The sequence below is a fragment of the Marinobacter sp. EhC06 genome, assembly GCF_001650915.1.
Lineage (GTDB): Bacteria > Pseudomonadota > Gammaproteobacteria > Pseudomonadales > Oleiphilaceae > Marinobacter.
This window is the reverse complement of the sequence record NZ_LXYO01000034.1, coordinates 181,850-202,291: the sequence shown is the minus strand read 5'-3', so window position 1 is coordinate 202,291 and position 20,442 is coordinate 181,850. Positions and strand designations below refer to the sequence as shown.

The following is a 20,442-nucleotide window of genomic DNA, read 5'->3' as shown; positions in this document are numbered from 1 at the left end:
ACACATAATAACGAGAATTATCCAGACGGAAGTCATCCAACCTCGTCCGATTCTGTTTGAAAGAGAGCAGTAACGAATAACGGAGACTGGAAAGGAAAAAGCATGAAGGTACGCAAGCTTGCGGTTGCCCTGGCTCTGGCGGGAGGGCTCGGATCCGGCGTCGCACAGGCCCTGGGGCTGGGTGAAATAGAACTTCAGTCCTATCTGAACGAGCCACTGGACGCAGAGATCGTTCTGCCCCAAAGCCGTGGCGTCAATCCAGCGGACGTGTTCGTCAATATTGCCTCGGAACAGGCATATGAGCGGGTGGGGCTGGATCGCAACCAGTTTCTCAGTAAGCTCCGGTTCCAGGTGGTTACCGGCAATGATGGCAGTCTCATTGTCAATGTGTCCTCCCGTGAACCACTGAGGGAACCGTACCTCAACTTCCTGCTTGAGTTGACCTGGCCAAGTGGCCGGTTGATGCGGGAATACGCCGTGCTTGTTGATCCGCCTGTTTACGCCGAAGAGTCCGGTGTGCAGGAGCAGGTCAGCACGCCAACCGTCTCCACGACCCAGACTACCAGTCAGCCGGCCACCACTCGCAGTGCCGAGTCCGTACGCCGGCAGGCTCAGGCTGAGCGGTCCCTGAGCACCGGATATCAGGCCGATACGTTCGGGCCTACGGGAGCTTCGGACACTCTTTGGACCATCGCTTCTCGTGTGCGTCCTGACAACAGCGTTTCCATGCAGCAGGTCATGCTGGCAATCCAGGACCTTAATCCGGATGCCTTCATTGGTAACAATATTAACCGACTGAAGCGCGGTGAAGTTCTGCGCGTTCCGTCTCTTGATCAGATCCAGGGCCGCACTCGTGCCGAGGCTACCCGTTTGGTTGCCCAGCAGAATCAGGAATTCCAGGCTCCCCAGCGCACTGTGGATGCAACCGCTGAGCGACAGCCCGAACCTGCGACTCAGCAAGAGGCTGTTTCCGGTGGCGATGAACTGAAGCTGGTGGTCTCTGATGAAATCGGTACTGAGTCCAGCGAGAGTGGCTCTGCGGGTGGCGACAGTGAGTTGCCGGGCGGCGTTGACGCTGGCACAGCGGTCGCTATGGAAGAGCTTGAAAGCGCCCGTCGCGAAAACGAGGAGCTGAACAGTCGCGTGGATGATCTCCAGGACCAGGTTCAGACCCTGCAGCGACTGCTTGAGCTGAAGAACACACAGCTGGCTGAAATGCAGCAAGCAAGTGGTGCAGAGCCGACCGAGCAGGCGGCGCCCGTTGAAGGCGAAATTGCCGATGCGGCAACGGACGAATCTGCGGCACCGGAAGACATTGCAGCAGCAGACGAAGCTGCTGAAGGTGAGGGGCCCGTAGCTGTTGATGCAGACATGGCGGCCGGAGAGACGGAAGAGGCCGCAGGTTCAGCCGAATCCACGGATATGGCCGAGTCTGAGGCCATCGTCGATGACACTGAGGGAATGGCCGAGTCTGATGAGGCAGCCGATGATCAGGTTGTTGCTGACGCCGGTGAGGCACCAGAAGAAACAGGCATGGCCGATGCGGAAGAGTCAGCTGGTTCGGACGCTGTCGAAACTGGTGAGGAGACGGCCGCAGCAGCCCCAGCGGCCTCAGAACCGGTCCAGGCGGAGGAGGCCGCTCCGAAGCCGGCACCCCAGGCACCTGCAGCGGATAAGGGTTTCCCGGGTAACGTCATTGATGCCATTACCGGAAATCCGATGTATCAGATTGCCCTCGGTGGCGGCCTGATTGTTCTTCTGTTGTTGCTTCTGCTGCTTGCCCGTCGCAATGCCAACCGGGAAAAGGCGTTTTATGAGCAGCTCAACAGTGAAACCGATGAAGAAACAGACTCATTTGATCTGAGTCTTGACGAGGAAGATCAGGAATCAGCAGCCGGTAATGCGCTGGAAGAGGCTGACACTTACATTGCCTACGGACGCCACGATCAGGCAGCGCAAACCCTGGAGACCGCAATTTCCCGGGAGCCAAGCCGGACTGATCTGCGCCTGAAACTGCTGGGTGTCTACGCGGACACCCAGGATCGCGACTCCTTCGAGAAGCAGTTCGGTGAAATCGAGGCTCTGGAAGATGAAGAGGCACTGACGACGGCCAATGAGCTGCGCGCAAGGTTGGAAGAGGCAGAGTCGATGCCGAGCATCGATGATCTCGAATCACAGTTGCGTTCAGACTCCTTTGCTACGTCTTACGACTCCGAAGACGCTGGTGAGCAGCCGGCTGAGAAGCAGGATAAGCCTGAATCCGAGGAGCTCCTGGCCGATCAGTTCGATTCCGAGCGGGAAGAGCCCGCTGAAAATGAGTTCGGGGATTTCGACTCGGATCTGTCAGAGACCGACCTGTCGGATTTGGAGCTTGAAGAATTTGAGGAGCACGAGACCAAGAAGTCTTCCGAAGATGAACCGGCTGAGGACGACAAGGAAGAAAGCCGGGACGACATGATCGAATATGATCTGTCGGGTCTCGAACTTGAATCTGATGAAGAAAAGGTTGGCACCGAAGACGCCTCGGAACTGGAAGAGTCCGGTGACTGGGACCTGTCTTCCGAGTTCGAGCAGGACTCTGAAAAATCTACGGGTGAAGAGCCAGGAATTGATGAGTCTGAAGACGACCTGAGCCTTGATCTGGAAGAGGGGGACCTTGACGAAGCTGATCTGGCGGAGGAGCAATCAACCACCAAGTCGGACACGTCTTCGGAAGAGCTCTCAGAACCGGATGCCGAAGCAGACATCGATTCGCTGGATGAATCCTTCCTGGATGAACTCGATGCTGAACTGGACAAGGTAGCCGGCGAAGAAGATGAGCTGGGTGGTAGCGAGATGGAAGAGTCCTCTCTGGACGATCTCGAGCTTGATGTCTCTGATGAGGATCTGGCTCTGATGGAGGAGTTTTCCGACAGTGCCGATTCAGCGAATCCTGATGAAACCGAAGAAGCGTCTCTTGACGAGGAGCTTGGTCTTGAAGACACGCTTGGTGAGGGCGATGCGGAAGAGGCTGATCCCGAGCAAGCTGTAGAGGGCGCCGAGGAGCTCGAACAGCAGGGCATCACTGAAGAACTGGAAGAACCCCAAGGGCCCGTCACTGAAGAGGAGGCGCCCGAAGAGGATCTGGATCTGCCAGTGGCTTCTGATGCGGTTTCCGATGGGTCAGGTAAGTCACAGGTCGCTGATATAGAAGAAAGCGAGCTGGGTGATGAAGACGACTTTGATTTCCTCTCAGGAACCGATGAGGCTGCCACCAAGCTTGATCTTGCGCGGGCTTACATCGAGATGGGTGATGCGGACGGAGCCCGCGATATCCTTGAAGAAGTCGCACTGGAAGGAAACGAAGATCAGAAAGCAGAGGCGCAGGACCTCCTTAAAAATCTGTCCTGATCCGTTATAATCGGGTGTGACAGGTAGCAAGCGCCGGCCGCCGGGTTAAGTCCCGGCAAGATGCCGGCGCTTTGTTTTTACAGCAACACTCTTTCCGGATTCACACTTGTTTCTCGAAACCCAGCAACTGACCACGGATAACGCCATCGGGGCAGGGCGCGTCGTGCTCGCGTTTGAGTATGATGGGCGCGGGTTTCATGGTTGGCAGCTGCAGAAATCCGGGGTCCGTTCGGTAGAAGCGGAACTGACCCGGGCTGTGGCAAAGGTGGCGGATCATCCGGTTGATCTGGTGTGTGCCGGGCGAACCGATGCTGGCGTTCATGCCAGTTATCAGGTTGCCCATTTTGATACCTCTTCTGTCCGTAATCTCCGTTCCTGGGTTATGGGTATCAATACTGCCTTACCTGAAGACATTTCTGTGCATTGGGCCGGGAATGGCATCGGCGATTTCCACGCCCGATTCTCAGCAACCTACCGGCGCTACCGTTACATAATCTTTAACCATCCTGTGCGCCCTGGTATTCAAAGAGGTCAGGTAAGCTGGACATTCCGCCCGCTGGATGCGGAACGCATGCATGATGCGGCGCAGGTGCTGGCCGGAGAGCATGACTTTTCCTCCTTTCGGGCCGCTGGTTGCCAATCCCGTACCCCGATCCGGTTTCTTGAGCGTATATCGGTAACCCGGAAGCGGGATTTTGTCGTAATAGACGTGCAGGCCAATGCGTTTTTGCATCACATGGTCCGGAATATTGCCGGTGCCTTGATGGCGGTTGGTTCGGGAAAGCAGCGACCGGAGTGGATTCATGAGATACTGGTCGCCCAGGATCGAACAGTTGCAGGTGTAACCGCGCCTCCCCATGGTCTGTATCTGGTCGACGTGGGCTATCCCGACGAGCTCGGGATACCTGCAGCCGAATGTGGTCCGGGTTTTCTGCGGCCATGGTTCAGCAGGGCCGAGAACAGTCCGGTCACACCAACACACATTCATGTCAAACAGCGGGTTCCGAGCCAATGAGCGTCAGGGTCAAGATTTGCGGCCTAACTCGTCCCGAGGATATTGACGGCGCTGTTCAATCCGGTGCCGACGCACTGGGCCTCGTGTTCTATGAACCGAGTCCCCGTTCCGTGTCCGTGCAGCAGGCAGCGGAGCTGGCGATACGCGTCCCGGCGTTTGTGTCGGTTGTTGGGTTGTTCGTGAATCCGACGAAACAGGACGTCGAGGCGGCTTTAGATAAGGTGCCCCTGGACTTGCTCCAGTTCCATGGTGATGAATCACCCGCTTTCTGTGCCAGTTTTGGGCGACGCTGGATCAAGGCTATTCGCGTTCGTGAGGCGGGGCAGATAGAGGCGGCCTTCAGGGAGTTCCAGAATGCATCCGGCCTGTTGGTAGACGCCTGGGATCCGGAGCGGTATGGCGGTACCGGGAAGTCGTTCAACTGGGATCTGATTCCCGACCATCGACCGCTCCCCATCATATTGGCCGGTGGGTTGTCATCTGATAACGTATTTGCCGCTGTGAAGCAGGTGAAACCCTGGGCTGTGGATGTCAGTGGCGGTGTTGAACAGGACAAAGGCATCAAGGACATCCAGAAAATTTCTCATTTCATTAAAGAGGTTCACCGTGTCTGTAAAACTGACTGAAGAAATGCTGAGCGCACTGCCGGACGCGCGGGGTCACTTCGGGGCCTTTGGTGGGCGGTTTGTTTCCGAGACTCTGATGGATTCCCTGATGACGCTCGAGAAAGAGTACGCTCGCCTGAAGAAAGATCCGGAATTCCAGGCGCGGTTTGATAAGGAATTGGCGGACTATGTGGGCCGGCCGACGCCTTTGTACTTCGCCGAGCGTCTTAGCCGCGAGACCGGCGGTGCCCAGATCTGGCTGAAGCGTGAGGATCTCTGTCATACCGGCGCTCACAAGGTGAATAACACCATCGGTCAGGCCCTGCTCGCGAGCTTTCTCGGCAAGAAACGGATCATCGCGGAAACCGGTGCCGGCCAGCACGGTGTCGCCACTGCCACGGTCTGTGCTCGTCTTGGCCTTGAATGTCATGTGTTTATGGGTGCTGAAGATGTACAGCGCCAATCTCTGAATGTGTTCCGTATGAAGCTTCTGGGTGCGACGGTGCATGCCGTTGAAGGCGGCACCAAGACCCTGAAAGATGCCATGAACGACGCCATGCGAGACTGGGTGGCGAATGTGGATGACACCTTCTACATCATCGGAACCGTTGCCGGCCCGCATCCTTACCCACTATTGGTCCGGGATTTTCAGTCGGTGATCGGCCGGGAAACCCGCCGTCAGGCTCTCGAGAAAACCGGGAAATTGCCGGATGCTCTGGTGGCCTGTGTGGGTGGTGGCTCCAACGCCATTGGAATGTTCTACCCGTTCCTGGCTGATGAGTCGGTAGAGCTGTACGGAGTCGAAGCTGGCGGCCTCGGTATTGATACCGGCAAACACGCAGCACCGCTTTGTGCGGGCCGTCCTGGTGTGCTTCATGGCAACCGAACCTACCTGATGGAAGATGAGAATGGCCAGATTGCGGGCACCCATTCGGTCAGTGCCGGTCTGGATTATCCGGGTGTGGGACCCGAGCACAGCTGGCTGAAGGACATCGGGCGGGCGCACTATGTGTCGGTCACTGATGATGAGGCCATGGAAGGATTCCGGAAGCTGACCCGGGTTGAAGGTATCATGCCCGCTCTGGAAACCGCGCACGCAGTGGCTTACGCCATTAAACTGGCGGCGACCATGGATAAAGACCAGACCGTCGTTATAAACGTTTCCGGGCGTGGCGACAAGGACATCAACACGGTTGCCAAGCTTGAAGGCATCGAGATCTGAAATAGACAGGAGCAGGCATGAGCCGAATTGAAGGGGTCCTCAAGGCCCTGAAAGGACAAGGTCGAAAGGCACTTATTCCCTACATTACCGCCGGTGACCCCCATCCCGATGTCACGGTGGATCTGATGCACACGCTTGTGAAAGCAGGTGCCGATATTATCGAACTGGGTGTGCCTTTCTCCGATCCGATGGCAGACGGTCCGGTTATCCAGTTGGCCTGCGAGCGTGCATTGGTTCATGGCACCTCCCTGAGGCAGGTAATTGCCATGGTCAAGGAGTTCCGCAAAACAGATGACGCTACCCCGGTAGTGTTGATGGGCTACCTGAATCCAATGGAAGCCATGGGGTACGAGACTTTTGCCGACGCCGCCAAGGATGCCGGCGTGGATGGCATCCTGACCGTGGATCTGCCGCCGGAAGAAGCCGACGAAGTTGCGCCGCTGTTTACCCAGCGAAATCTCGACGCCATCTTCCTGCTGGCACCGACAACTACCGATGACCGGATCCGTGCAATCAGTGAGCACTCGTCCGGTTATGTGTACTATGTTTCTATCAAGGGTGTGACAGGATCCGCCACCATCAACGTGGATGAGGTTGCTGAAAAAGTTAACCACATTCACGAACTGACCGCGCTTCCTGTTGGTGTCGGCTTCGGAATCCGCGATGCGGAAACCGCCGCAGCGGTTGGTCGGGTATCCGATGGTGTAATTGTTGGCAGTGTCCTGGTCGATACAATAGCCAGAAATCAGGCAGATACCGACCAGCTCAAACGGGCATTGACGGATCTGCTCCACCCGATGCGTGAAGCACTGGACAGTCTCGCCTCCTGATTAAAGGGGAGGAGGGCAAACAGGCGTCAAAGGACAGGATGAAATCATGAGTAACTGGCTGGACAAGATCATGCCGAGCAAGATTCGCTCGGAATCCAAGCAGAGAACTGGAGTGCCGGAGGGGTTATGGAAGAAGTGCCCCAAATGTGGCGCCTTTCTCTACAAGCCGGAACTTGAGAAAAACCTCGATGTTTGCCCCAAATGCAACCACCACCTGAGGGTCACGGCCCGTCGTCGCCTGGACGTTTTTCTTGATCCCGAAGGGCGAGAAGAAATTGCCGCTGAGCTTGAGCCCTGGGATCGCCTGAAGTTCAAGGACAGTAAACGCTACAAGGATCGCCTGTCGCAGGCCCAGAAAGGCACGGGCGAGAAAGACGCTCTGGTGGCCATGAGAGGCACAACGCTTGGGGTGCCGTTGGTTGCCTGCTCTTTTGAGTTTGGCTTCCTGGGTGGCTCCATGGGGCAGGTGGTGGGCGAGAAATTCGTCCAGGCTGCCAATGTCGCTCTCGAGCATCGGATTCCCCTGGTCTGTTTCTCCGCCAGTGGTGGGGCCCGAATGCAGGAAGCCATCCTGTCACTGATGCAGATGTCGAAGACGGCTGCTGTGCTTGAGCGGATGAAGCTTGAGGGGATCCCCTACATTTCGGTAATGACAGACCCTGTGTTCGGTGGTGTTTCTGCCAGTCTGGCCATGTTGGGCGATCTCAACATTGCCGAGCCGAATGCCTTGATTGGCTTCGCCGGTCCGCGGGTCATCGAACAGACGGTTCGTGAAAAGTTGCCGGAAGGCTTCCAGCGCAGTGAATTCCTGCTGGAGCACGGTGCCATCGATATGATTCTCCATCGTCACCAGATGCGTACGCGCATTGCTCATGTGCTGGCCAAGTTCACCGGTCAGGAGCGTCCCGGAACCGAAGAGCCCATTGAATTTGAAGTTTCGGAAAAGCCTGAAACAGATGCCCCCGTCGAATAACCGTCCAGACCAGCCTCCGGCTTCGCCGGGGGCCGGGGCCACTGTCGATCAGTGGCTTGCCTATCTTGAAGCAATTCATCCCACCGAAATTGACCTTGGCCTCGACCGGGTACTTGTGGTTTTGCGCCGGCTTTTCCGTCGGAAACCGCAGGCACGCATCATCACGGTGGCAGGCACCAACGGCAAGGGTAGCGCTGTTGCGGCGGTGGAGGCATTGTTGCGAGCTGCAGGGCGCCGTACTGGAGCCTATACCTCGCCACACCTGCAGCGTTATAACGAGCGGGTACGCCTGAATGGTGAGGAGATTGCCGACGAGGCCCTTGTAAAGGCGTTCGAAGCGGTTGAGATAGCCCGTGGATCCGTCTCGCTCACCTATTTTGAGTTCGGAACCTTGGCCGCGTTTGTCGCTTTTGCCGAGGCCGGCCTGGATGACTGGATTCTGGAGGTGGGTCTTGGTGGTCGCCTGGACGCGGTGAATGTCCTGGATGCCGATTTCGTCTTACTGACCTCTGTGGACATTGACCACGTTGCCTTCCTCGGTGATAACCGGGAAGTCATCGGATTCGAGAAAGCCGGCGTGCTCCGACCAGGCATCCCAGCGGTTTACGCCGACACCGATCCGCCCCGCTCGGTGCTTCAGCAGGCCGTCGCCCAGAGAGTCGATCTGGACCTGTTCAAGCGGGACTATGAACTGGTCAGGGAGGAGCAGGGCGGTTCCGGTTTTCCGGCAGTGCTGCTGAACTATCACGATCAAGTTGTTCGCTTGCCCGCCGGGCCTTTGCCAGTCACAAGCGTGGCAGCGGCAGTTGTTGCCATTCGCAAGCTTGAACCGGAGCTCCCGGTTTCCGTCATTGAACAGGTGCTTTCAGGCCTTTGCGTGCCCGGACGATTCGAGCGCCTTGGGTCCTCCCCGGATATTTTTCTGGATGTCGGTCATAATCCCCATGCGGCCGGATGGTTGGCTGAACAGCTGGGTAGTCTGAAATCCCCTGGCCGACGGGTCCATGCAGTTTACGGTGCTCTGGCGGACAAGGATGTGGAAGGTGTCGGAAAAGCAATGGCTGGGGTCGTCGATGCCTGGTACCTGGCCAGCTTGAAAGTGCCGAGGGGGCTATCCGGTCAGGAGTTGCAGTCAAGACTGGTGGATGGGGGCATCGGTCATGCTCCGGCCTTTGAATCAGTGGGAGAGGCGCTCAAATCGTCGCTTTCCAGAGCGGCCCCGAACGATGTTGTCGTCGTTTTCGGCTCGTTCTTCACAGTTGCCGAGGGGCGGGCAATTCTAAGGGCTGAAGATTCGGCCGGAAGCTAGACAACCGGCCTTAAACTTTGTCCATGGCGGCGGGTAGCACTTTGAGTTCCGCCCTCCGGGCAGTTAGTATCTGCGGACAGGTGCCTCTCGGGGCGCAGTCACAACAGTTGGGAGCCTAGCAACGTGGATGGACTGAAACAGAGAATAATCGGGGCGCTGGTCCTTGTTTCCCTGGCGGTTATCTTTGTTCCTATGCTCTTTGATGAGCCTCATTCCGAGCGCACCTCTACCACCATCAAGATTCCGGAGGAGCCACCGTTCCCCGAAGTGGAAGCACCCGACTCCGAATTGGAGCCCGCGCCGTCCTACGGCCTTGAGTCCAGCGATAGCAGTGTGGCAGCGCCAGCGGTTGAAGACGATGGCGGTGACTCCCCGGGATATCGCATTCTTGAGGAGTCTCCCGGCGCCGAAGCAGCCTCCGAGGTGACACAGTCGTCCGACGGCGGGCAGCCCTCGGCGCCCCCTGCTCAGGAACAGGCCAGTGCTCCGGCCGAAACTGAAGAAAAAGCCTCAGAGAGTTCGGCTACGGAAACCGCTGAATATGAACGTTCCCTGGAAGGCGCCTGGGTGGTCCAGCTTGGAAGCTTCGGCAATTCCGATAATGCCCGCCGGCTCAGAGACCAGGTACGAGAGAAAGGTTATGGCTCTCATCTGCAGGAAGTTGTCCGCGGGGACACCACACTGACTCGCGTCTTCAGTGGGCCTTTTGCATCCAAATCCGAAGCCGAATCCGCCAAGAGGGCATTGGACGATGCCTTTGGTCTGAACAGTCTGGTTACCTCCGGCGAAAAATAGCGATCGGGTTCGGGTTTATGTGTGTCTTGCGGTTTGGCGAGCCGCGGTTTCCTGATAGAATTCGCGCTTCCTTTTCTCCACCGGGTTTTCAATGGAAGCGCTGATCTGGATTGACTGGGTCATTATCGCCCTCATTACAGTTTCCACCCTCATCAGTCTGAAGCGGGGCTTTGTACGGGAAGCCCTGTCTCTGGTGACATGGGTGGGGGCGTTCATTCTGGCTCGAACCTTCCATCCCCAGATGCAGTCCCTGCTGGAAAGCACGGTTGAAACGCCTCTGGTCCGGCTCATCGCCGCGTTCGCCATCCTCTTTTTTGGAACCCTCATCGTCGGGGCCATCATCAATAACATGATCGGCCATCTGATTCGGGCCACTGGACTGTCCGCCACCGATCGGGTGCTTGGCATGGGGTTCGGGCTGTTACGCGGTGTGGTGGTGGTGATTGTTGCCATTGCGTTCACCCGCTATACGCCGCTCGCCCAGGATACCTGGTGGCGAACCTCAATTATTATTGATCGCCTGGCCGTGGTGGAAGACTGGTCCAGGCGAACCCTGGGCGATGAATTTGCACGCTTTTTGGGACCTGCGCCGGAAAATGCGCCGGAACCGGAACCCGTTACAGAGCAGGAAGGCGTGGAACCCGCGTCCGCGTCCCGCTAACATTCAGTTTTAACACTCGGAGATAGTCTTATCCATGTGTGGCATTGTCGGCATCGTCAGTACTTCCAACGTCAATCAGTCGCTCTATGATGCGCTGACTGTACTTCAGCACCGGGGCCAGGACGCGGCGGGCATTGTGACATTTCAGGATGAGCGGTTTTTCCTCCGCAAGGACAATGGCCTGGTGCGGGATGTATTCCACACCCGGCACATGCGGCGACTGGTGGGGAACGTAGGCATCGGCCACGTTCGCTATCCGACAGCGGGCAGTTCCAGTTCAGCCGAAGCCCAGCCGTTTTATGTTAACAGCCCGTACGGCATCACCCTGGCCCACAACGGCAACCTGACCAATGCCGATGACCTGAGCAAGGACTTGTTCCGGACCGATCTGCGCCACATCAACACCAACTCCGACTCGGAAGTTCTGTTGAATGTGTTTGCCCACGAGCTGCAGAAACTGGGCAAACTCGACCCGACCAAGGACGAGATTTTCTCGGCGGTCAGTGCGGTGCATAAGCGCTGCCGGGGCGCCTACGCCGTGATTGCCATGATTACCGGCTATGGCATTGTCGGCTTCCGGGATCCGAATGGTATCCGGCCGGCCTGCTACGGCGAGCGCACGGACGAAAACGGCCGCAAGGAATACATGATTGCCTCAGAAAGCGTCGCCCTGAACGCGGCGGGCTACACCCTGGTGCGCGACATTGCGCCAGGGGAGGCGGTCTATATCGAAACGGACGGCACCCTGTATACCCGTCAGTGTGCGGAGCAGCCGCATCTTTACCCGTGCATTTTCGAACACGTGTATTTTGCCCGGCCTGACTCCATTATTGACAAGGTGTCTGTTTATAAGGCTCGCTTGCGGATGGGCGAAACCCTGGCAGAGAAAGTACTCCGTGAGACACCTGATCACGATATTGACGTGGTCATGCCGATTCCCGATACCAGTCGGACCTCAGCCATGCAGATGGCGCACCGTCTGGGCGTGAAGTTCCGTGAAGGGTTCATCAAGAACCGTTACATCGGTCGGACATTTATCATGCCCGGCCAGAAAATGCGCAAGAAATCGGTCCGCCAGAAGCTCAACCCGATCGATCTGGAGTTCCGTGGCAAAAACGTGATGCTGGTGGATGATTCCATTGTTCGCGGTACCACTTGCAAGGAAATTGTGCAGATGGCGCGGGATGCCGGTGCTCGCAAGGTTTATTTTGCGTCTGCGGCGCCGCCCGTGCGCTACCCGAACGTTTATGGGATCGATATGCCCTCCGCCAGTGAGCTGATTGCCCATGGCCGCACTGTGGAGCAAATCCGGGAGCTGATTGGTGCCGACTGGCTGCTCTATCAGGACCTGGAGGACCTGATAACCTGTGTCAGTGAAGTGAACGATGACATTGAGGGTTGGGAGTGCTCCGTATTTACCGGCGATTACGTGACCGGTGATGTTGATGAAGCCTACCTCAGCCGAATAGACGGCTTGCGCAATGACGAGAAGCGATCCGAGAGTGCCAGCGGCACCGACGGGGACAACGGCATTATTGACTTGCATAACGACGAAGACTGAACGCCGCTTTCAGGCAGGAGACGTAGATGACCTTTCGCCGCGAAGAAACTGTCTGGATCCCGGAATCCGATCTGGAGGGGATGTCCGTGGATACGCTGGCCGTGAGGGCAGGGCAGATCCGCACCGGGCAGCTCGAGCACAGCGATGCAATATTTCCCACTTCCAGCTTCGTTTATGGCAGTGCAGCACAGGCAGCGGCGCGATTTGGCGGCGATGAGCCCGGCAACATCTATTCCCGATTCACCAATCCGACGGTTCAGGCTTTCGAGGGTCGAATCGCTGCCATGGAAGGCGGAGAGCGGGCTGTTGCTACCGCCTCCGGCATGTCTGCGATCCTGAGTACCTGCATGGCGCTGCTGCAGAGCGGGGATCATGTGATCTGCTCCCGGGGTGTGTTCGGCACCACCAACGTGTTGTTTCAGAAATACATGGCCCGATTCGGAGTGGATACCACGTTTGTCAGTCTGACCGATATGGAAGAGTGGCGGGCGTCGGTGCGTCCTGAAACCCGGATGCTGTTCATTGAAACTCCGTCCAATCCCCTCTGTGAAGTGGCGGATATGGCGGCTCTGGGACAGCTTGCCCATGACAATGATGCTCTGTTCGTGGTGGATAATTGCTTCTGCACCCCTGTGCTGCAGCGTCCGTTGGAGCAGGGCGCAGACATCGTGATTCACTCGGCCACCAAATACCTGGATGGCCAGGGCCGCTGCGTCGGGGGTGTTGTGGTCGGGTCCGAAAAAATGATGGAAGAGGTCTATGGCTTCCTGCGTTCGGCCGGTCCCACCATGAGCCCCTTTAACGCCTGGGTGTTCCAGAAGGGATTGGAAACCTTACCAATTCGTATGCGCGCCCACTGTGACAATGCGTTAGAGTTGGCCTTGTGGCTGGAGCAACAGCCGGCGGTTGAACGTGTTTTCTATGCCGGGCTCCAGAGTCATCCGCAACACGAGTTGGCGAAAAAACAGCAAACCGGATTTGGTGGTGTGCTGTCGTTCCAGCTCAAGGGCGCGCGGGAAGAGGCATGGGCCTTCATTGATGGCACCCGAATGATTTCCATTACGGCAAACCTGGGTGACGTTAAAACCACGATCACACATCCGGCCACGACGACTCACGGGCGCTTATCGCCGGAGGATAAGGCGCGGGCCGGGATTACGGAAAACCTGATCAGGATTTCCGTTGGAATCGAAGCTGTTGAAGACCTGAAAACCGATCTTGAAAGGGGCTTTCAGGCGCTTCGGAACGCAAGCACCGATAACGTCTGAGCATTCATGGCCGAATCTGCAAAAGCGAAGAAAGCACCACAGGAACTGACAGAGAAGCAGCTGCGCTTTCGCCGCCTGGCAGCCCAGGGCGCCCGTGAAGGCGCTGTTATCGCGCTGATAGCCCTGTCTATATACCTCTCCATGGCACTGGTCACCTTCAGCCCCTCAGATCCTGGCTGGGCAAGCATTGGCCATGACACCAGCGTTCAGAATTATGCCGGTCGCACCGGCGCCTGGCTGGCCAGCCTTTTCATGGACTTCTTTGGCCATGTGGCGTATTTGTTCCCGGTCATGATTGCCGGTTACGCGTTGATGCTTATCCGTCGGCGTAACGATTCCCTGGATCTGCACTGGCCGCTCTTCATGATGCGGTTTGGTGGCTTCCTGCTGATCCTCCTCTCGGCAACCAGCCTGTTGTCGCTGTATTCCGTGTTTGGTCTCGGGGCCTCCTCAGGCGGCGTGCTTGGAACGGCCGTAGCCGACGCCATGGTGCGGTTTTTCAATCTGCCGGCCACGACGCTTTTGCTGATTGCCATCTTCCTCTTCGCACTGACTGTCACCACCGGCCTGTCCTGGTTCTGGTTGATGGATCAGGTGGGTGGGCTGACCCTCAGAACGGGGCTTGCCATCAAGAGCCTTTTCAAAGGCAAGCCGAAGCCTGAGAAACCAGAGCCCAAAGCTGAGCCACCGGTGGTCAAGGACCGTGTGCCTGCTGTGGACAACTCACGGAAGAAAGCGGATTCCGACAAACCGCGCTGGTGGCAGCGGATTCGAGGTTTCGGACCGAAGAAGCCGAAAGCCCCGAAGGCTGCTCCAAAGCCGGAAGCCGGTCGAAAAGAGCCTGCACTGGATGGTTTCTCTGCCGAGGTCGACCCGGAACCGGCGAGGCTCGAAAGTTTCAGCTCTCGTGATGAGGTGCCCGCTGCAAACGGGAAGCCCGCCAAGGCTGAGCCAGCTTCCCAGCCGGCCGGCCGGTCGCTGAAGATTTCGCCCTTCAAGAAAGATGAACAACCTTCCCAGTCAAAAGACAAGGGCAGCAAGCAGCCTTCGTTGCTGGAAGATATTGAAAGCCCGATTCCGCCAATTTCCCTGCTGGATCCGCCCGAGGAGCATAAGGAAAGAGGCTACTCGGAAGAGTCCCTCGAACATATGTCCCGGTTGCTTGAGGAAAAGCTTGGTGATTTCGGGGTATCTGTTGAAGTTGTCGAGGTCAATCCCGGCCCTGTCATTACCCGGTTCGAGATCAAACCGGCCCCAGGCGTGAAGGTCAGCAAGATTTCCAATCTGGCCAAGGACCTGGCCCGGTCTCTGGCGGTACTGAGCGTTCGGGTGGTCGAGGTAATTCCCGGCAAGTCCGTGGTCGGTATCGAAATTCCCAACGAAGAACGGGAAATGGTCCGGCTCAGCGAAGTGCTTGGCGCGCGGGTGTTCCAGGAATCCAGTTCACCACTGACCCTTGCATTGGGTAACGACATTGGCGGCAACCCGATGGTTGCCAATCTCTCCAAGATGCCACACCTGCTGGTAGCGGGCACCACCGGTTCCGGTAAATCCGTCGGCGTCAATGCCATGCTCCTGAGTATGCTGCTGAAGGCAGGCCCGGAAGAGGTCCGCTTCATCATGGTGGACCCGAAGATGCTCGAACTGAGCATCTACGATGGCATTCCCCACCTGCTGGCGCCGGTGGTCACGGATATGAAAGAGGCTGCCAATGCATTGCGCTGGTGTGTGGCTGAAATGGAGCGCCGGTACAAGCTGATGGCCAGCCTCGGGGTCCGTAACCTGGCGGGCTACAACCGCAAGATCAAAGATGCGGTGGCCGCTGGTGAACCGCTCCTGGATCCGTTCTGGAAGCCGGACGAGTATCTGGCCAACGACGAGCAGGAACGGCCGGAACTCGACACCCTGCCATTCATCGTGGTGGTGATCGACGAATTCGCCGACATGATGATGATTGTCGGCAAGAAAGTTGAGGAACTGATTGCCCGGATTGCCCAGAAGGCGCGTGCGGCCGGTATTCACCTGATCCTTGCCACGCAGCGGCCCTCTGTAGATGTGATAACGGGTCTGATCAAGGCCAACATTCCTACCCGAATGTCGTTCCAGGTATCGTCCAAGATCGATTCGCGCACGGTACTGGATCAGGGCGGTGCCGAGCAGCTTCTGGGGCACGGTGACATGCTCTACCTGCCACCCGGGTCGGGCCTGCCCGTTCGGGTGCATGGAGCTTTTGTGGATGACGATGAGGTTCACCGCGTGGTCAGTGCCTGGAAAGCCCGTGGCGAGCCCGTCTATGTGGACGATGTCCTCAACGGCGCTGAAGGCGAGAGCCTGCCCGGGGTACCCAACCTTTCAGAAGGCGGTGGAGACAGCGAAGGCGATGCGCTCTACGACGAGGCAGTCGCGTTCGTCACTGAAGGGCGCCGAGTTTCGATTTCCTCGGTGCAGCGAAAATTCAAGATCGGGTACAACCGGGCGGCAAACCTGGTTGATGCCATGGAAGCATCCGGCGTGGTAAGCGCCGCAGGCCATAACGGGGCCCGTGAAGTTCTGGCTCCGCCGCCACCCAGAGATTAGGAGTAACAAGCAATGGGACAATCTTTTATGAAATGCCTGGCCACCCTGATCATGGCGGTGCTTATTGCCGGCTCTGTGAGTGCGAGCGAGGGCAGCGATAACGCGAACGAGTTGGCCTCGTTGCTAAAGGGCTACGAATCGTACCAGGCGGATTTCATCCAGATCGTTGTCAACGAAAATGGCAACAAGGTTCAGGAAACCCGTGGTTCGCTAAAAGCCAAGCGCCCGGGATTGTTTTACTGGGAAACCAGCGCGCCCCTTTCGCAGTTTATTGTGAGTGACGGAGAGACGGTGGAAGTCTACGACCCGGATCTGGAGCAGGTCACTATTCACAATCTCGATGACCGGGTGCAATCCACCCCGGCTCTCCTGCTCAGTGGTGAGGTGGATAATCTGGAGGAAACCTACGAGGTGTCCGGTCGCCAGATTGGTGACAACACCCGTGAATTCATACTGGAGCCACGGAGCCCGGATTCCCTGTTCACGTCCCTGAGACTGACCTTTTTCAAGGGTGAGCTTCAGGAGATGCGCATGCAGGACTCCCTGGCCCAGCTGAGTGTGCTGAGCTTTGACCGTATTAGGCTCAACGAGCCGGTTGAAGCCGGCGCGTTTACCCTCGACTACCCGGAGGGTGTGGATATTATCCGGGACGGGGCCTGATGCAGGACAGCCTGTTCGCGGAATCCTCGGGTTTCCGCCCCTTGGCCGCCAGAATGCGGCCCGCAACCCTGGATGATTATGTCGGCCAGGCCCATCTGGTTGGGCCCGGCAAACCGCTGCGACGAGCGGTTGAGCAGGGTCAGCTTCACTCCATGATTCTCTGGGGGCCTCCCGGAGTAGGTAAAACCACCTTTGCCCAACTTCTGGCGAACGTCAGCGACCTGAGCTTTGAGACGGTTTCTGCGGTGTTGAGCGGTGTGAAAGAAATCCGGGCCGTTGTGGAGCGGGCCCGCAATCGCAAGCAGTCTCATGGCCGGGATACACTGCTGTTCGTGGATGAAGTGCACCGCTTCAACAAAAGTCAGCAGGACGCGTTTCTCCCGCATATTGAGGACGGTACCTTCATCTTTTTTGGTGCTACCACCGAGAATCCTTCTTTTGAGCTGAACAGCGCCTTGCTGTCCCGGACCCGGGTCTACGTGCTCAAGAACCTCGAGGAAGAGGACATTCTCCAGCTGTTACGCCGTGCGCTGACAGCTGACGAGGGCTTTGGTGGGCGCCTGCGGGTTGATGACGACGTGTTGACCCTGATGGCCTCTGCGTCTGGTGGTGATGCTCGCCGTGCGCTGAACATTCTGGAAGTGGCGGCCGATCTTGCGGAGCCGGATGAATCCGGAGTGGACCGTGTCGCGGCCGATCAGCTTGAACAGGTCATGCAGACCAGTCTGCGCCGCTTCGACAAGGGCGGTGATGTGTTTTACGACCAGATATCGGCCCTGCACAAATCCGTTCGTGGTTCAGATCCGGACGGTTCGCTGTATTGGTTGTGCCGAATGCTCGATGGCGGCTGTGATCCGCTCTACGTTGCCCGCCGTCTGGTGCGGATCGCCAGTGAGGACATCGGTAATGCCGATCCCCGGGCCCTGCAGCTAAGCATGGAAGCCTGGGACGCTCAGGAACGCCTGGGGTCTCCAGAAGGCGAGCTGGCGCTGGCCCAGGCGGTGACCTACCTGGCCCTGGCGCCCAAGAGCAACGCTGTTTATAACGCCTTCAATCGGTGTATGGCCGACATCCGCCAGGACCCGGACTATGAAGTGCCGGTACACCTGCGTAATGCACCCACCAAGCTGATGAAAAGTATGGGCCATGGGGATACTTATCGGTACGCTCATGATGAACCCGAAGCCTTCGCCGCCGGGGAGTCCTACCTGCCCGAGGCCATTCATCAGCGCCGGTATTATGAGCCGGTAAACCGCGGGCTTGAAATCAAACTGGCGGAAAAGCGCCAGCGTCTGGATTCCCGCAACGCTGAAAGCCCCCGCAAACGCTACACCTGAGTCTTTTGCTGCGGTAGCCACGAGCGCCAGTGCAGGTATAATGGCCAGTCATTCAAAACATCGCTAACCGGAAGATTCAGGATAATCATGCTCGATCCCAAACGTGTCCGCACCCAGACAGAAGAGATCGCCCGTCGGCTGACCATCAAGAATTTCAAATTCGATACCGCCGCCTTCGAGCAGCTCGAGGAGCGCCGTCGTGCCCTTCAGGTAAGCACGGAAACCCTGCAGAGCGAGCAAAACAAGCGATCGAAGTCCATCGGTAAGGCCAAGGCTGCCGGTGAGGATATCCAGCCGCTGCTGGACGAGGTGGAAGACCTGAAAAAACAGAAGTCAGAAGCCGAGGACGAGCTCCGTACCCTGCAGGAAGAACTCAACGCCTTCCTGGCCGGTATCCCGAATCTACCGGATGAAGATGTTCCGGCAGGCGATAGCGAAGACGACAATGTCGAGATTCGCACCTGGGGCACCCCAAGGAACTTTGATTTCGAGCCCAGGGACCACGTGGCCCTGGGTGAGGGGCTCAAAGGCCTCGACTTCGAGACTGCCACCCGTCTGGCGCACTCTCGATTTGCCGTTATGCGAGGGCCTGTGGCTCGGCTTCATCGAGCACTGGCCCAGTTCATGCTGGATCTGCATACCCGCGAACATGGTTACCTGGAAACCTACGTACCGTACCTGGTGAATGCCGATAGCCTTTATGGAACTGGCCAGTTGCCCAAGTTCGAGGAAGATCTGTTCAAAACCGAAGGCGAGCATCCACTGTACCTGATTCCCACTGCGGAAGTACCCGCCACTAACCTGGTATCAGATTCGATCCTTGATGCCTCTGAGCTCCCGCTCCAGATGGTGTGCCATACGCCTTGCTTCCGCAGTGAAGCGGGTTCTTACGGTCGGGATACCCGTGGCATGATCCGTCAGCACCAGTTTGACAAGGTAGAGCTGGTGCAGGTGGTTCGTCCGGAGGATTCAGACGCCGCGCTGGAAGCCCTGACCGGCCATGCCGAAAAGGTGCTTCAGTTGCTGGAGCTGCCTTACCGTGTTGTTGCTCTCTGTGGGGGCGACATGGGCTTTTCGGCGGCCAAGACCTACGACCTGGAAGTCTGGTTGCCGGGCCAGGACAAGTTCCGTGAAATCTCTTCCTGCTCCAATACCCGTGATTTCCAGGCACGCCGCATGCATGCCCGTTGGCGTAATCCGGAAACCGGAAAGCCCGAGCCCGTCCACACCCTGAACGGATCGGGTCTTGCCGTTGGTCGCGCATTGATAGCGGTCATGGAGAATTACCAGCAGGCTGACGGCAGCATTGTGGTTCCGGAGGTTCTCAAGCCGTATATGGGAGGCGTCGACAGAATCCAATGAGTGATAAGCCAGACATCGCACCAGGGAAGGGCGTTGGTGCAACCCCTGCACCAGTAAGGTACAGGGTTAACCCGGTTACTTCGAACCCGAACACATCCGCGGGTGAGGTTGCCCTCGTCGGGGCCGGGCCGGGAGATCCTGAACTGCTGACTCTCAAGGCCTGGAGGTTGATTACCTCTGCCGAGGTCGTGCTCTACGATCGTCTGGTTTCCCCGGAAATACTGGCCATGATCCCAGACACCGCCGAGATGGTTCACGTTGGCAAGCAGCGGGCCAACCACACCTTGCCTCAGGATCAGATCAATCAGCGACTGGTGGAGCTGGCCAGACAGGGGCGAAAGGTGGTTCGTCTCAAGGGTGGTGATCCGTTTATCTTCGGTCGCGGTGGCGAAGAGATTGAAACCCTCGCCGATGCCGGCGTCCGGTTTCAGGTTGTGCCGGGTATAACTGCCGCCTCCGGCTGTGCCGCCTACGCCGGCATTCCTCTGACTCATCGGGATTACGCTCAGTCTGTGCGGTTCGTGACTGGCCATCTGAAAAATGATACCTGCGATCTACCCTGGAAGGACTTTGTCCAGAACAACCAGACCCTGGTGTTCTATATGGGGCTGGTGGGCCTGCCGATCATCTGCCGGCAGTTGGTCGCCCATGGTATGTCCCAGGATATGCCTGTGGCGTTGGTCTCGAAGGGGACAACGAGGGATCAGCGTGTGGTTACAGGGAATCTCTGCAACATCGTTGAGAGAGTAGAGGCGGAAGCGGTCCAGCCGCCAACGCTGGTTATTATCGGCCACGTGGTGGCGCTCAGAGAAAGGCTGGACTGGATAGGTGGGGTTATGACAACGGGGAGCTGAGGCTCCCCGTTTTATATCATGCT

16 protein-coding genes are annotated in these 20,442 nt (G+C 57.6%); all 16 read left to right on the top strand.

The window, feature by feature from the left end; all coding sequences use genetic code 11:
• Positions 1 to 102 precede the first annotated feature (102 nt).
• A complete protein-coding gene (locus tag A8B84_RS17860; protein ID WP_064230494.1) occupies positions 103 to 3,390 on the top strand; it encodes a FimV/HubP family polar landmark protein in 3,288 nt (1,095 codons plus the stop codon).
• A 106-nt stretch (positions 3,391 to 3,496) separates the two neighbouring features.
• Positions 3,497 to 4,405, top strand: a complete 909-nt coding sequence (gene truA / locus A8B84_RS17855; RefSeq protein WP_064230493.1) for a tRNA pseudouridine(38-40) synthase TruA — start codon at positions 3,497 to 3,499, stop codon at positions 4,403 to 4,405.
• Positions 4,402 to 5,031 carry a phosphoribosylanthranilate isomerase gene (locus A8B84_RS17850; RefSeq protein ID WP_064230492.1) on the top strand — a complete coding sequence of 210 codons (630 nt, stop codon included), beginning with the start codon at positions 4,402 to 4,404 and terminating at the stop codon, positions 5,029 to 5,031. The genes truA and A8B84_RS17850 overlap by 4 nt, the downstream gene beginning before the upstream one ends.
• Positions 5,024 to 6,232, top strand: a complete 1,209-nt coding sequence (gene trpB, locus A8B84_RS17845) for a tryptophan synthase subunit beta (protein ID WP_413772198.1) — start codon at positions 5,024 to 5,026, stop codon at positions 6,230 to 6,232. Before A8B84_RS17850 ends, trpB begins: the two co-directional genes overlap by 8 nt.
• Positions 6,233 to 6,249: 17 nt before the next feature.
• Positions 6,250 to 7,062, top strand: a complete 813-nt coding sequence (gene trpA / locus A8B84_RS17840) for a tryptophan synthase subunit alpha (protein WP_064230491.1) — start codon at positions 6,250 to 6,252, stop codon at positions 7,060 to 7,062.
• 46 nt (positions 7,063 to 7,108) lie between these two features.
• Positions 7,109 to 8,035, top strand: a complete 927-nt coding sequence (gene accD / locus A8B84_RS17835) for an acetyl-CoA carboxylase, carboxyltransferase subunit beta (protein ID WP_064230490.1) — start codon at positions 7,109 to 7,111, stop codon at positions 8,033 to 8,035.
• Entirely contained in the window at positions 8,019 to 9,344 is a 1,326-nt protein-coding gene (gene folC / locus A8B84_RS17830) for a bifunctional tetrahydrofolate synthase/dihydrofolate synthase (RefSeq protein ID WP_064230519.1), read from the top strand. The genes accD and folC overlap by 17 nt, the downstream gene beginning before the upstream one ends.
• A 123-nt stretch (positions 9,345 to 9,467) precedes the next feature.
• Complete coding sequence (locus A8B84_RS17825) at positions 9,468 to 10,139, top strand: SPOR domain-containing protein (RefSeq protein ID WP_064230489.1); 672 nt, start codon at positions 9,468 to 9,470, stop codon at positions 10,137 to 10,139.
• A 91-nt stretch (positions 10,140 to 10,230) separates the two neighbouring features.
• Complete coding sequence (locus A8B84_RS17820) at positions 10,231 to 10,800, top strand: CvpA family protein (RefSeq protein ID WP_064230488.1); 570 nt, start codon at positions 10,231 to 10,233, stop codon at positions 10,798 to 10,800.
• Positions 10,801 to 10,834: 34 nt separating this feature from the next.
• A complete protein-coding gene (purF, locus tag A8B84_RS17815) occupies positions 10,835 to 12,361 on the top strand; it encodes an amidophosphoribosyltransferase (protein ID WP_064230487.1) in 1,527 nt (508 codons plus the stop codon).
• A 26-nt stretch (positions 12,362 to 12,387) separates the two neighbouring features.
• Positions 12,388 to 13,629 (top strand): O-succinylhomoserine sulfhydrylase, encoded by a 1,242-nt coding sequence (locus tag A8B84_RS17810; RefSeq protein ID WP_064230486.1) that lies wholly within the window; start codon positions 12,388 to 12,390, stop codon positions 13,627 to 13,629.
• A 6-nt stretch (positions 13,630 to 13,635) separates the two neighbouring features.
• Positions 13,636 to 16,206 (top strand): DNA translocase FtsK, encoded by a 2,571-nt coding sequence (locus tag A8B84_RS17805; RefSeq protein ID WP_064230485.1) that lies wholly within the window; start codon positions 13,636 to 13,638, stop codon positions 16,204 to 16,206.
• Between the two features lie 12 nt (positions 16,207 to 16,218).
• Positions 16,219 to 16,866 carry an outer membrane lipoprotein chaperone LolA gene (lolA, locus tag A8B84_RS17800; RefSeq protein WP_082905218.1) on the top strand — a complete coding sequence of 216 codons (648 nt, stop codon included), beginning with the start codon at positions 16,219 to 16,221 and terminating at the stop codon, positions 16,864 to 16,866.
• Positions 16,866 to 18,203, top strand: a complete 1,338-nt coding sequence (locus A8B84_RS17795) for a replication-associated recombination protein A (protein ID WP_064230483.1) — start codon at positions 16,866 to 16,868, stop codon at positions 18,201 to 18,203. Before lolA ends, A8B84_RS17795 begins: the two co-directional genes overlap by 1 nt.
• Positions 18,204 to 18,290: 87 nt before the next feature.
• Complete coding sequence (serS, locus tag A8B84_RS17790; RefSeq protein ID WP_064230482.1) at positions 18,291 to 19,565, top strand: serine--tRNA ligase; 1,275 nt, start codon at positions 18,291 to 18,293, stop codon at positions 19,563 to 19,565.
• Positions 19,562 to 20,419, top strand: coding sequence for a uroporphyrinogen-III C-methyltransferase (cobA, locus tag A8B84_RS17785; RefSeq protein ID WP_064230481.1), 858 nt, complete (start codon positions 19,562 to 19,564; stop codon positions 20,417 to 20,419). Before serS ends, cobA begins: the two co-directional genes overlap by 4 nt.
• Positions 20,420 to 20,442: the final 23 nt, after the last annotated feature.

What these genes read in the sequence shown, in the direction of transcription:
- A8B84_RS17795 (WP_064230483.1), top strand. Translation starts at nt 16,866, where the DNA reads ATGCAGGACAGCCTGTTCGCGGAATCCTCGGGTTTCCGCCCCTTGGCC.
- A8B84_RS17805 (WP_064230485.1), top strand. Translation starts at nt 13,636, where the DNA reads ATGGCCGAATCTGCAAAAGCGAAGAAAGCACCACAGGAACTGACAGAG.
- A8B84_RS17850 (WP_064230492.1), top strand. Translation starts at nt 4,402, where the DNA reads ATGAGCGTCAGGGTCAAGATTTGCGGCCTAACTCGTCCCGAGGATATT.
- serS (WP_064230482.1), top strand. Translation starts at nt 18,291, where the DNA reads ATGCTCGATCCCAAACGTGTCCGCACCCAGACAGAAGAGATCGCCCGT.
- trpA (WP_064230491.1), top strand. Translation starts at nt 6,250, where the DNA reads ATGAGCCGAATTGAAGGGGTCCTCAAGGCCCTGAAAGGACAAGGTCGA.
- A8B84_RS17810 (WP_064230486.1), top strand. Translation starts at nt 12,388, where the DNA reads ATGACCTTTCGCCGCGAAGAAACTGTCTGGATCCCGGAATCCGATCTG.
- lolA (WP_082905218.1), top strand. Translation starts at nt 16,219, where the DNA reads ATGGGACAATCTTTTATGAAATGCCTGGCCACCCTGATCATGGCGGTG.
- A8B84_RS17860 (WP_064230494.1), top strand. Translation starts at nt 103, where the DNA reads ATGAAGGTACGCAAGCTTGCGGTTGCCCTGGCTCTGGCGGGAGGGCTC.
- purF (WP_064230487.1), top strand. Translation starts at nt 10,835, where the DNA reads ATGTGTGGCATTGTCGGCATCGTCAGTACTTCCAACGTCAATCAGTCG.
- accD (WP_064230490.1), top strand. Translation starts at nt 7,109, where the DNA reads ATGAGTAACTGGCTGGACAAGATCATGCCGAGCAAGATTCGCTCGGAA.
- cobA (WP_064230481.1), top strand. Translation starts at nt 19,562, where the DNA reads ATGAGTGATAAGCCAGACATCGCACCAGGGAAGGGCGTTGGTGCAACC.
- folC (WP_064230519.1), top strand. Translation starts at nt 8,019, where the DNA reads ATGCCCCCGTCGAATAACCGTCCAGACCAGCCTCCGGCTTCGCCGGGG.
- A8B84_RS17820 (WP_064230488.1), top strand. Translation starts at nt 10,231, where the DNA reads ATGGAAGCGCTGATCTGGATTGACTGGGTCATTATCGCCCTCATTACA.